The 12,408-nt window shown below is 61.8% G+C and carries 11 protein-coding genes; 8 read left to right on the top strand and 3 right to left on the bottom strand.

The annotated features are described in order from the left end of the window. Window positions 1-2 precede the first annotated feature (2 nt). The 8 genes from ACFRJ9_RS04830 to ACFRJ9_RS04795 all read left to right on the top strand — a co-directional run bounded on the left by ACFRJ9_RS04830 (window position 3) and on the right by ACFRJ9_RS04795 (window position 9,131). Window positions 3-758: a YebC/PmpR family DNA-binding transcriptional regulator gene (locus ACFRJ9_RS04830; protein WP_377665000.1), complete on the top strand. Its 756-nt coding sequence runs from the start codon at window positions 3-5 to the stop codon at window positions 756-758. Between the two features lie 44 nt (window positions 759-802). Then, on the top strand, window positions 803-1,381 hold the full coding sequence (gene ruvC / locus ACFRJ9_RS04825) for a crossover junction endodeoxyribonuclease RuvC (RefSeq protein ID WP_377664998.1): 579 nt from the start codon (window positions 803-805) through the stop codon (window positions 1,379-1,381). 102 nt (window positions 1,382-1,483) lie between these two features. Continuing rightward, window positions 1,484-2,128, top strand: a complete 645-nt coding sequence (ruvA, locus tag ACFRJ9_RS04820; protein WP_377664996.1) for a Holliday junction branch migration protein RuvA — start codon at window positions 1,484-1,486, stop codon at window positions 2,126-2,128. After that, window positions 2,121-3,197: a Holliday junction branch migration DNA helicase RuvB gene (gene ruvB, locus ACFRJ9_RS04815; RefSeq protein WP_377664994.1), complete on the top strand. Its 1,077-nt coding sequence runs from the start codon at window positions 2,121-2,123 to the stop codon at window positions 3,195-3,197. Before ruvA ends, ruvB begins: the two co-directional genes overlap by 8 nt. Before the next feature lie 144 nt (window positions 3,198-3,341). Beyond that, window positions 3,342-3,725 (top strand): preprotein translocase subunit YajC, encoded by a 384-nt coding sequence (gene yajC, locus ACFRJ9_RS04810; protein WP_377665236.1) that lies wholly within the window; start codon window positions 3,342-3,344, stop codon window positions 3,723-3,725. A gap of 114 nt (window positions 3,726-3,839) precedes the next feature. After that, on the top strand, window positions 3,840-5,591 hold the full coding sequence (secD, locus tag ACFRJ9_RS04805) for a protein translocase subunit SecD (RefSeq protein ID WP_377664992.1): 1,752 nt from the start codon (window positions 3,840-3,842) through the stop codon (window positions 5,589-5,591). Further along, entirely contained in the window at window positions 5,591-6,580 is a 990-nt protein-coding gene (secF, locus tag ACFRJ9_RS04800) for a protein translocase subunit SecF (RefSeq protein ID WP_377664989.1), read from the top strand. Before secD ends, secF begins: the two co-directional genes overlap by 1 nt. A 160-nt stretch (window positions 6,581-6,740) precedes the next feature. Next, entirely contained in the window at window positions 6,741-9,131 is a 2,391-nt protein-coding gene (locus tag ACFRJ9_RS04795) for a RelA/SpoT family protein (protein ID WP_377664987.1), read from the top strand. Here ACFRJ9_RS04795 and ACFRJ9_RS04790 read toward each other — a convergent pair. The 3 genes from ACFRJ9_RS04790 to ACFRJ9_RS04780 all read right to left on the bottom strand — a co-directional run bounded on the left by ACFRJ9_RS04790 (window position 9,128) and on the right by ACFRJ9_RS04780 (window position 12,311). Beyond that, on the bottom strand, window positions 9,128-9,739 hold the full coding sequence (locus ACFRJ9_RS04790; RefSeq protein ID WP_377664985.1) for a hypothetical protein: 612 nt from the start codon (window positions 9,737-9,739) through the stop codon (window positions 9,128-9,130). The two genes, ACFRJ9_RS04795 and ACFRJ9_RS04790, sit on opposite strands and share 4 nt — an antisense overlap. 112 nt (window positions 9,740-9,851) lie before the next feature. Continuing rightward, window positions 9,852-11,450: a DUF349 domain-containing protein gene (locus ACFRJ9_RS04785; RefSeq protein ID WP_377664983.1), complete on the bottom strand. Its 1,599-nt coding sequence runs from the start codon at window positions 11,448-11,450 to the stop codon at window positions 9,852-9,854. Between the two features lie 66 nt (window positions 11,451-11,516). Then, window positions 11,517-12,311, bottom strand: coding sequence for a peptidylprolyl isomerase (locus tag ACFRJ9_RS04780; protein WP_377664981.1), 795 nt, complete (start codon window positions 12,309-12,311; stop codon window positions 11,517-11,519). Window positions 12,312-12,408: the final 97 nt, after the last annotated feature.

The following is a 12,408-nucleotide window of genomic DNA, read 5'->3' as shown; positions in this document are numbered from 1 at the left end:
GCATGTCAGGCCACTCCAAATGGGCGACCACCAAGCACAAGAAAGCCATCATTGACGGCAGGCGTGCAAAGTCGTTCGCAAAGCTGATCAAGAACATCGAAGTTGCTGCCCGCATGGGCGGCCCGGACCTCGCCGGCAACCCTGGCCTGGAACTCGCCGTCACCAAGGCCAAGAAGACGTCCGTTCCCAACGACAACATCGACCGCGCCATCAAGCGTGGCGCCGGCCTGACCGGCGAAGTGGTCGATTACACCGAAATCATGTACGAGGCTCGCGGCCCGCAGGGTTCTGCCCTGCTGATTGAATGTCTGACTGACAACAAGAACCGCGCAGCCTCCGAGGTACGCCTCGCGATCTCACGCAATGGCGGCACCATCGCGGACCCAGGTTCGGTCAGCTACCTCTTCACCCGCAAAGGCGTCGTGGTATTGCCGAAGAACGGCCTGAGCGAAGACGACATCCTGATGGCTGTCCTGGAGGCAGGCGCCGAGGAAGTCAAGGACAGCGGAGAAAACTGGGAAATCCACTCCGAGCCATCAGACCTGCAGGCCATCCGCGATGCCCTCAAGGAAGCCGGCATCGAGTACGAAACCGATGAAGCCGAATTTGTGCCGTCCATGCAGGTTGATCTGGACGTTGATGGTGCAAAGAAGTTCATGAAGCTCGTAGATGCGCTGGAAGACCTGGACGATGTCCAGAACGTCTACAGCAATGCGGACCTCAGCGAGGAAGTCCAGGCTGCCCTCGACGCCGAATAGGCACCGGAGCACCATATTTTGACGGCAAACAGGAAGGCCCGGACTTGACTCTTCGCGTATTGGGAGTTGATCCGGGCCTTACCCGTTGCGGCATCGGCGTAGTGGACATCGAGCGGAACCGCCGGGCCACCATGGTTGCCGTCGGTGTGGTGGGCACCTCCGCCGAGCTGACCCTGGATAAGCGGTTGCTGGTCATAGCCGAAGCTATCGACGAGTGGCTCGACAGGCACAAGCCGGACGTCGTCGCCGTCGAGCGGGTTTTTTCACAGCTGAACGTGAGCACCGTGATGGGCGTCGCCCAGGCGTCCGGCGTGGTCATTGCCGCCGCTGCGCGCAGGGGCATACCCGTTGCCTTGCATACGCCCTCCGAAGTCAAAGCCGCAGTGACAGGAAGCGGTACTGCCAACAAAGACGCCGTCACCAAGCTGGTCACCAAGATCCTTCGTTTGGATGCACCACCCAAGCCGGCTGATGCCGCTGATGCCCTTGCCTTGGCTCTCACGCACGCATGGCGGGCCGGCAGCGGAATGGGCGCGGCCGGCGGCGACCCGGGCAAAAGTTCACTCACTCCGGCGCAGAAGGCGTGGGCCGAAGCCGAAGCAAAAGCGCGCCGCAAACGCTGAATGCCTGCCCCTCTTGCTAGGGTATTCGTAGATATGTTCGGATAGTCTGCTTCTGTCGCCGGTTTACCGCGCCGGAACAGGCGGTATTTCAGGAGCCGGGTCTTGATCAGTTTTCTCCGTGGAACCGTAGCCCACGTTGGTTTGTCCACCGCCGTGATCGACCTCAACGGTGCGGGCATGAGCGTTTTCGCCACCCCGCAGACCTTGAGCCACCTCAAACCAGGAACTGAGGCCAAGCTCTTCACCTCCATGATCGTTCGGGAAGATTCCCTGACGTTGTTCGGTTTTTCCAATGACGATGAACGCGAAGTCTTCGATGTCCTGCTTAGCGTGAGCGGCGTAGGCCCGAGGTTGGCGCTGGCCGTACTTGCCGTGCACGAACCTGAGGCCATACGAGTGGCCGCCCACACCGGCGACAACAAGACATTCACCAAGGTGCCGGGCATAGGGCCCAAGGTGGCCGGACGCATTGTCCTGGAGCTCGCCGGCAAGTTGGTCCCGCACGGTACTGGCGCCACGGCCGCTCCTGCAGTGGCACCCAAGGACGACTGGAAGCCGCAGGTCGTGGCCGCCATGACCAGCCTGGGTTGGTCCGAAAAGGACGCCAGCGGCAGCATTGACAAAGCCATGGCAGATTCGCCCGAGTTGGTGGATGCAGGAAATGTCGCCCATATTCTGCGGGCCACCTTGCGCTGGCTGGGGCAGGACGGCGCGCGCGCCGGCAACCGCGTAGGCAGCCGTGGCTGACCAGTCACTCGTTGCCGGGGGAGAGGAGCCCGAGGAGCGGGTCATCGAGGCCGCACTCCGCCCGAAAAACCTCCACGACTTCGTGGGCCAGCACCGCGTCCGCAAACAACTCTCGCTTGTCCTGGAAGCATCGCGGATGCGAGGTCGCAGCGCCGACCATGTGTTGATGTCCGGCCCGCCGGGGCTCGGTAAGACCACCTTGGCCATGATCATCGCGGCGGAAATGAACGCTCCACTGCGCATCAGCAGCGGCCCCGCCATCCAGCATGCAGGCGACCTCGCGGCAATCCTGTCCTCTTTGTCGGAAGGGGAGGTGTTGTTCCTCGACGAAATCCACCGCATGTCCCGGCCCGCCGAGGAAATGCTGTACATGGCAATGGAAGATTTCCGCGTGGACATCGTGGTGGGTAAGGGAGCCGGTGCCACAGCCATTCCCTTGGAGCTTCCGCCGTTCACCCTGGTAGGGGCCACCACGCGTGCCGGGCTCCTGCCCGGACCCCTGCGCGACCGCTTCGGCTTCACGGGGCATCTGGAGTTCTATTCCGTCGCCGAACTCGAGCTCGTCCTCCGGCGTTCTGCCGGACTCTTGGACCTGAAAGTCAACTCTGCCGGATTCACTGAGATCGCCGGCCGGTCACGTGGCACGCCACGTATTGCCAACCGGCTCCTTCGACGCGTGCGTGACTGGGCCTTGGTCCATGGAATCGAACAGATCGATGCGCGGTCCGCGTCGGCAGCCCTGGACATGTACGAGGTGGATGAGCGCGGGCTGGACCGGCTGGACCGCTCCGTGCTTGAAGCCCTGATCACCAAGTTCAACGGTGGGCCGGTGGGGTTGTCCACCCTGGCAATCGCAGTGGGCGAGGAACCCGAGACCGTGGAAACCGTAGCGGAGCCCTATCTGGTGCGCGAGGGACTGCTGGGACGGACACCGCGTGGTCGTATCGCCATGGCGGCAGCATGGACGCACCTGGGTTATGCCGTGCCCGCGGGCGTCTTCGGCCAAGAGACCTTGGCGCTGTTCGGGGAGGACGAAAACCACGCCGAAAGCGTAGATACCATCGGTTAACACGCTGTGTTCAGCTTTTCCCTCTAGACTGGTATGACGCTCGGCACGTTCGAGTCCTTGATCCATGCTTCCGCTGCGCGGATTGCCAGGGACGTTGCCGTGAACCAAAACGTAAGTACAGAACGGAACTTCCCTGTGGATCCAATGACCATATTGCTGTTCGTCATGCTTGGACTCTTTGTCTTCATGATGTTCCGCCGCAACAAGAAGACCCAGCAGCAGCAGGCTGCGATGCAGTCCAAGTTCGCACCGGGCGTCGACGTCATGACCAGCTTTGGTCTCTTCGGCCGCATCGTGTCCATTGACGAAGCTGACAACAAGGTCGTTATCGAACTGTCCCCGGGTAACGAGGCCACGGTTCACCGCCAGGCCGTCACCAAGGTGGTCGAAGCGACTCCTGAAGAAGCCCCGGTTGTTCCGGACGATGCCTCTTCCCTGACCGCGGCAGAGACGGAAATTCCTGCTACGGCCGAGACGCCGGAAGAAACCATTGCGCGCCTCAACAAAGAGGACAAGAAGGACAACTAGCACTGTCAGGCGCGGTAACACCGCACAGGACAACTTCTACGGCAGCGGAAAGCCGCCGGCAGACGCTTACCAGCGCCCGCCGGCGGCTGTCCGGCGATAACAGGAAGATCGATAATGGCACGGACCGGCCCCAAAAACTCAGCCCGCAGGGTGCTGACTTGGCTTGGAGTAATATTCGTTGTACTAACCGCTGTCCTCGCTGGCGGAGTAGTGACTGGCAACGCCAGTTGGGCTCCCAAGCTTGCTTTGGACCTCGAAGGCGGAACCCAGATGATCCTGGCACCCAGGGTGGAGGGTTCCAGCGAGATCAATGAGGAGCAGCTCAACCAGGCTGTTGCGATCATCCGCCAGCGTGTTGACGGCTCGGGTGTTGCCGAGGCCGAGATCAGCACGCAGTCCGGGCGTAATGTGGTGGTAAGCCTGCCTGGGACTCCTTCCAAGGAGACCCGCGACCTGATCCAGGCTTCCGCCGATATGAACTTCCGTCCTGTGATCGCTGCCGCAGACCCCGCTGCAATTCCCGCGGAATCCCGGACTCCTGATGACCAGCTGCCCAAGCCCACGGCCGCTCCCGCCAACGCGAGCGACGTCAACTGGGTAACAGCGGACATCTACAAGGAGTTCGAGGCCCTGGACTGCGTCAACCCTTCCGCCGAGAAGCGCGAACGCTCTGACCCGGCCAAGCCCTTGGTGACCTGCGAGGCCGCAACTGCTGAGACACCCGCAGTCAAGTACATCCTCGGACCGGTTGAGGTCAGGGGGCAGGACATCACGTCATCCTCCTTTGATCCCGTCCAGGGTGCCCAGGGTGCAGTTACCAACTCCTGGGGCGTGACTATTACCTTCAACGCCGATGCGACGGCAAAGTTCAAGGAAGTCACTGAACGGCTCAACCAGTTCTACGTGGCCGCACAGGCGCAGGGTACCAACGACCCCAAGTCACAGTTCGCGATCGTCCTCGACGACAAAGTGATTTCAGCCCCGCGATCCCTTGCAGTCATTACTGATGGCCGCCCGCAGATCACGGGCAACTTCACCCAGGCATCCGCCAAGGCTTTGTCCGACCAGCTCCGCTACGGTGCATTGCCGATCAGTTTCGAGATCCAGTCCCAGGAGCAGATTTCTGCCACGCTTGGTGGCGACCAGCTCCGGCTCGGCCTCTTGGCAGGCATTATCGGGCTCCTCCTGGTTGTGGTGTATTCACTCTTCCAATACCGCGCCCTGGGCTTCGTGACCATCGCCTCGCTCGTGGTGGCGGGTGGTTTGACCTACCTGGCAATTGCGATCCTTGGATGGACGGAAAACTACCGGCTCTCCCTCGCCGGTGTGGCGGGTTTGATCGTGGCTATCGGCCAGACCGCTGACTCGTTCATCGTCTACTTCGAACGTATACGCGATGAACTGCGCGAAGGCCGCGGCCTTGTGTCCGCCGTCGAAAACGGCTGGAAGCGCGCAAAGCGCACTGTGCTTGCGTCAAAGGCGGTCAACCTCCTGGCAGCCGTTGTTCTCTACTTCGTGGCCGTTGGCAACGTCCGTGGTTTCGCGTTCACCCTGGGCCTGACCGCAATCGCCGACCTCATTGTCGTGTTCATGTTCACGCACCCGGTCCTGCAGCTCCTTGCACGTACCAAGTTCTTCGGCGAAGGACACCGCTTCTCGGGGCTTTCCCCTGATCGTTTGGGTGCCATACCGCTGTACAGGGGTGCCGGCCGCCTCCGCACGCCGGCTGAAAAGCCAACTGCTGTGCGTGCGCGCAACACCGGTGCGGTAGCCGAAGCGGAACGACGCATGACCATTGCCGAGCGGCGCCTTGCCGAGAAGGGCCAGTTGACCGGCACTTCGAACGGCACCAAGGAGGACAAGTAATGACGACGAGCTTCGCAACGTTCGGCAACGAGCTCTACACGGGCAAGCGCTCGTACAACTTTGTTGAGTCCAGGAAGATCTGGTTCACCATTGCAGCCGTCGCCGTGGCCCTCTCCATCCTGATTCCCGTCCTCAAAGGCGGGTTCAACCTTGGCATCGAGTTCCGTGGCGGTTCCGAGTTCACGGTGTCCAACGTCAAGACCACGGATGCCAGCCTCGGCGAGCAGGCTGTCCACGACGTCGTTCCCGGGGCAATTCCCCGCGTTGCGAATGTCGCCGGAAACACCATGCGCATCCAGACGGATCAGCTCACCGACGACGAAACGAACCGCATCAAGGAAGGCCTTACCAGCGCTTACGGCGTCACGGACAACGAAGTAACGTCCAACTTCGTGGGTCCAACCTGGGGTCAGGACGTGACGCGGCAGGCACTCATTGGCCTGGTGGTCTTTGTCGGATTGGCTGCCATCCTCATGGCGCTGTACTTCAGAACGTGGAAAATGTCGTTGTCGGCGCTTGTCGGCATGCTGGTCACCATGTTCACCACTGCGGGTGTTTACGCCTTGAGTGACTTCGAGGTCACGCCGTCGGCAATTATCGGCTTCCTGACGGTCCTCAGCTACTCGCTCTATGACACTGTGGTTGTTTTCGACAAGATCCGTGAAAACACCTCGGACATCGCCACCTCCTCTCGGCGGACATTCGCTGAAGAGGTGAACCTCGCCGTCAACCAAACCCTGGTGCGTTCCATCAACACCATGGTGGTTGCCATCCTCCCGGTGGCGGCGATTCTCTTCATCGGCGCCGGCCTGCTGGGTGCCGGCACGCTGCGTGACCTTTCCCTGGCCCTGTTCGTGGGTATCCTCATCGGAACCGCGGCCACGATCTTCATTTCAGCGCCGCTGTACGCAATGCTGCGTCAGGGTGAACCTGACCTCGTGAAGCAGGCCAAGAAAGTAGCACACCGCCGGTCCGAGGCCACTGCCTAGACCGTTTTCGCACCATGTTTTGCCCGAGAGCCGGCCCCGCACTATCGCGGGGGCCGGCTCTTTGACTTGCCGGAGTTCTCGTCATGTGCTGCCCGGTTGCAGAAGCATTCAGTTGCGGGAATAGACTGGGAGAATTAAATCGGTTGTGAGGGGTACTTCTGTGGAAGAACGTGCGACGTCGGCACCACCGGCGGGCGGGGAAGACGGCCACAACGCTGTGGCTGTTCCGGTAACGAGCGGGACCGGGCGTGCTGTCGGTGTCCCGGTCGACACTCCCGGCGTGCGTCCCACCTTCCCCGGGAGGAGGGAGCGCACACGTTCCCGTCTTGCCCGGCTGACCGGTCGCGGGGTAGCACCGTACTCACCCATCCTGGAGCCGCTGCTGCGGACAGTCCGCGCCAACAACCCCAAAGAAGACTTTGATCTGATCCAGCGCGCTTTCGAGGTAGCTGAGCGGAGCCACCAAGGCCAGAAGCGCAAGAGCGGTGATCCCTACATCACCCACCCCGTCGCAGTGGCCACGATTCTCGCCGAACTCGGTATGACCGGCACCACCCTGGCAGCTGCGCTCCTTCACGACACCGTGGAAGACACGCCCTACACGCTGACTGACCTGACCCGGGACTTTGGTCCTGAGGTAGCCATGTTGGTGGATGGCGTCACCAAGCTGGACAAGGTGAGTTTCGGTGAAGCTGCCCAGTCCGAGACTGTCCGCAAGATGGTCGTGGCCATGGCCAAGGACATCCGCGTCCTCATGATCAAGCTGGCAGACCGCCTCCACAACGCCCGTACCTGGCGTTTTGTCTCTGCGGAGTCTTCATCGCGCAAGGCCCGCGAAACCCTTGAGATCTTCGCGCCCCTGGCGCACCGCCTGGGCATGAACACCATCAAGTGGGAGCTCGAAGACCTGTCCTTTGCGGCCCTTTACCCCAAGGTGTACGAGGAAATCGTCCGGATGGTGGGCGACCGCACTCCGGAGCGTGAAAAGAGCCTCAGCGTCATCCGGAACCAGATTGCGGATGACCTCCGGACGGCCCGGATCAAGGCGACCATTACCGGCCGGCCTAAGCATTACTACTCGATCTACCAGAAGATGATCGTCCGGGATAAGGATTTCGACGACATCAACGACCTCATGGGCGTTCGTGTCCTGGTTGATTCGGTTCGCGACTGTTACGCAGCGCTTGGCACGCTCCATTCGCGGTGGAACCCCCTGCCCGGGCGGTTCAAAGACTATATCGCCATGCCGAAGTTCAACATGTACCAATCGCTGCATACTACGGTGATCGGTCCGGGTGGAAAGCCCGTGGAGATCCAGATCCGCACCCACGAGATGCATCGCCGGGCAGAGTACGGTGTGGCCGCCCACTGGAAGTACAAGGACCAGCCGAACCGTACAGCGGTTGGTCCGGGCAGCCCCCGGGACGGCGACATGGGGTGGCTGAGATCCCTTGTGGACTGGCAGCAGGAAACCTCCGATCCCGGCGAGTTCCTGGATTCCCTGCGCTACGAAATCAATGCCCGTGAGGTCTTCGTCTTCACTCCCAAGGGCGAAGTGATGGCCCTCCCGGCTGGTTCCACGCCGGTGGACTTCGCTTATGCGGTGCACACGGAAGTGGGTCATCGGACCATCGGTGCCCGGGTGAACGGAAAACTTGTTCCGCTCAACAGCGAGCTTAACCACGGCGACTGGGTGGAGATCTTCACATCCAAGGCCGAAGGAGCCGGCCCCAGCCAGGATTGGCAACATTTCGTCAAATCCGCGCGTGCCCGCAACAAGATCCGCCAGTGGTTCACCAAGGAACGTCGCGAGGAAGCGATTGACCGCGGCAAGGACATGCTGACCCGCGCCATGCGGAAGCAGAACCTTCCCCTCCAACGGCTCATGACCCACGATGCCTTGTCTACCGTGGCTGAGGATTTCCACTATGTAGATATTTCAGGTCTTTACGCGGGCGTAGGTGACGGGCACACGTCCGCACAGTCCGTCATGGAAAAGCTCATGGAACGCTTGGGTGGCCATGAGACGCCGGACGAGGACCTCGACGAAGTCAGCATTCCAACCCAGGTAGCGAAATCGAAATTTTCCGATTCCGGGGTTGTTGTTCGCGGCGTGGGCGACGTCTGGGTCAAGTTGGCTCGCTGCTGTACGCCGGTACCGCCGGATCCCATCCTGGGCTTCGTGACGCGGGGTTCGGGCGTGTCTGTGCACAGAACCGACTGTACCAACGTCTCAGGACTCCGCGACCAGCCGGACAGGATCGTTGACGTTGAGTGGGCCCCCACACAGTCGAGCGTGTTCCTAGTGGAGATCCAGGTGGAAGCCCTCGACCGGAAGTCGCTGCTATCGGATGTGACGCGGGTACTGTCCGAAAACCACGTCAATATCCTCGCAGCGTCGGTCCACACCTCGAGCGATCGCGTCGCGATTTCGAAGTTCGCCTTCGAAATGGGGGATCCGAAGTATCTGCACCATGTCCTGAACGCTGTTCGCCGCATTGACGGGGTCTTTGACGTCTATCGCACCACTGGCAACAGGCGCCGCAGCTAGCTCGTGCCGGCTGGGGGAGCTAGTTGTGCCAAGGTTGCCAAGGCGCGTTTCTTGTGAGGGACACGCGGTGCAGCCTCTACGGCCAGTGTGAGGAGCCGAAGCCTGATGCCGAGATCCTTGCGGTCCAGGAGGTGCTTCAGCGCGGGCAGGGCGCGATCAGATTCAACGTGCAAGGCGATATCCGCAGCCGTCCGCAAGGGGCTGCTAACAAGCATGCCTCCAAGGCTCACCACATCAAGTTGGCCAAGCCGGACTTCGTGGAGGCTGCACCCCTTGGTGCTTCGCAGGCTTGAGATGCGATGTTTGGCGTCAACCAAGAGTGACATCTGCTCCGGTGGTTGGGCGCAGCCATAAATCCAGGCCGCCGTGAGTCTCCCGGCCACCACTTTTGTTCGGATCTTGTCCGGGACGGTGAGGGCCGCCGCACGGGCCCGGAGGCGTGCGGTGACTGCAATGCCCGGGGCGGCGTAGCTCTTCCCGTAGAGGGGCAGCAGGATGCCGTCGTAAGCCATGCTTTGGAGCTCGGGCCACGTAAAGATTCGGCCGGGGGAGTAGAGCTCATGAATTGCGGGCTCCACTAAGGGTGGGGCGGCGACAGCGTGGACCATCCACCGATCATTTCGTGAGGCGCCCCAACGAGTACAGGCTCCGTCCCGGTTATGTGGATAACCGGGACGGAGCCTGCAGAAAGCCGGGGATCGTTAAGGGACCCGGGTAAGGCTATGCGAGGTCGCTGGCCGAACGCTGGATCTGGTCCAGCCATGCCTGGCGTGCTTCCAAGGCTTCACGGGCGGCCTTGATGCGGCGCTGGTCGCCTGCCTTCTCCGCCTTCTCAAGGTCGTCCTTGAGGCCTGCGATGGCGGTTTCGAGCTGCGACAAGGCACTGTTGGTGCGCGCTTTGGTTTCCGGGTTGCTCCGGCGCCACTTGTCTTCTTCGGCGTCGCGGACAGCGTCCTCCACCTTGCGAAGACCGGCTTCAATGCGGCCCATGTCTGCGCGCGGAACCTTGCCGGCATCTTCCCAGCGGTCCCTGATGGACTGGAGCACCTTTTTGGCCGCATTGAGGTCATTGATCGGAAGCAATGCCTGGGCTTCAGCTACCAACTGCTCCTTGACCGCGAGGTTCGCCGTGTATTCCTGGTCGATCTGGTCATTGGCGGACTGGCGGTTGCTGAAGAAGACATCCTGGGCAGCGCGGAACCTGCCCCAAAGGGCGTCGTCGTCCTTGCGGCTGGCACGAGGTGTAGCCTTCCACTGATCCATGAGCCTGCGGTACTCGCCGGCTGCAAAACCCCAGTCGGTGGAGGAGGAGAGTGCCTCTGCTTCCGCGATGAGCGCCTCCTTGGCGGACTTTGCCGCAGAGTTGTTGCTGTCCAGCTGGGAGAAGTAGGCGCGGCGGTGACGATCGAAGACCGTGCGTGCCGAACGGAACCGCTTCCAGAGGGCGTCCTCGTTGCTGCGGCCGAGGCGGACTCCACTCTTCTGAGCGGCCTTCCAGGTCTCGAACAGCTCGTTCATGCGGGCGCTGGAGGTCTTCCACTGGATCTGTGCGGGATCCTGGCCGGCAATTGATTCGGCTTCGGCCACAATTGCTTCGCGTGCGGCAAGTTCGGTGGCACGAACGGCGTCGTGGACGGCCTTTTCGGATTTCTCCAGTTCAACAACCTGCGCGGAGAGAGCGTCCAGGCGTGCTTCGGCAGAACGGATGTCGCCCACCATCGTGCGCTCGGCCAGTTGCTCGCGCAGATGTGTGACGGTCTTCTGCATATCCGTGGCCGGTGCCTTCGACTCAACGCGGTGTTCCAAGAGCACTACTTGGGCAATGATGTCGTCGAATTTCCGGGCAAAGTAGCCCAGGGCCTCGTCGGGGCTGACGCCCGGGTACTGGCCCACAGCGACCTCTTCACCGTCCAGCGTCAGGAAGACGTGGCCGTCGCCCTCGGCGCGACCCCACTTGGCCGCTTCCGCCAGCGAGGCGGCGGAAACGGCCGGAGCAGCCGGAATGACGGCGGCGGGAGCTTTTGGTCGGGCGGCGAATGCCGCCGGGGAGGGCGCTGCAGAAGGTGCGGGGCGAGGTGCGGCCGGCGCGGCAGTCTCTGCGGACGCCTCGGCTTCGGCTGTTTCACCAGCTTCAGGGGCAGCTTCTTCAGCGGCTGGCTGTTCGGCCGCGGATCCCTCACTCGCGGGCTCGGCAGGGGCCGGGGCCTCGGCGGCTGCAGGCTCTGCCGCAGGCGCCTCGATGGCGCTTGTGTCGATCGCCTCGACCGTTTCTTCGTTGGCCGCTACTGCTGTTTCGTCGGATTTCTGACTGTCTGTCACCGCTAAAAGTCTTTCGCTTGGAGGGACTGCTAAGGTAATGCACCCCGGGCCGGGGCCTGGAGTTGGTTACTTCAGAGAAAACGAGTCTATCGTGACAGGTGCCACAGGGGCGCCGTCACTGGTGCTTTCGCCAGCTTTGAGGCCTGCTGCGGCGATCTTGGTGACAACGTCCAAGCCACTGGTTACCTTGCCTACAATCGTGTACCCGCCGGCAGTGTCAGCCGGGATCGTGGTGTCCTTGTACACGATAAAGAACTGATGACCATTTCCGTTTGCGTCATTTCCGGTACGGGCAACGGCGATGGTTCCTGCAGGGTATTTGTTGTCTGCCGGAGTGTTTTCCAGCGGACCCCAGCGGTAGTTGGGGTCGTCGGCACCGTCGTCGGTCTTCGTGCCGCACTGAAGCAGGCCAAACGTCTCGGACGTCGTGAGGCGGTGGCAGAACGCTCCACTGTAATAACCGGCGTCGCTCAGTGATTTGAAGACCGCGGCCGCCTGCGGTGCTGCAGTTCCGTTGAGTTCCACGCCGAGCACCCCGCCATTGAGGGAAAGCTCGCCGGTAAAGGTCTTGCCTGCCGCGGTGTCCGGGCTCGGAATGTCGGCACTATTGGAAGCGGCAGGTGAAGCGGAGGGCGAACGGAGCCCGGCTTCGGCGGCGGCGAATTCTGCTTCGGTAGGGTTTGAACTGAAGACCGTCAACTGCAAAACCACGGCCAGGATCACTGCTGCGGCACCCGCGCCGATGGCAATGGTGTTGTCGCGTTTACGCCGCTTGCCCTGTTCCTGCCGCAGGGCACGCTTGGCTTCCATCTGCCTGATGCGCCGTTTCGCTTCGCGGTCATCCCGCGACCTTGTTGCCAAGAGTCCTCCTGATTGTGTTCACTTTCGATGGCTGCCGACAGGAACCCCAGGCATGCTGCATTAGATGTGCACGCGCGGAAAGCATAAACTGGCTGCC

Origin of the sequence: Paenarthrobacter sp. NPDC056912, from assembly GCF_042786555.1 — a bacterium.
Lineage (GTDB): Bacteria > Actinomycetota > Actinomycetes > Actinomycetales > Micrococcaceae > Arthrobacter.
This window is presented reverse-complemented; position numbering and strand designations above follow the sequence as displayed.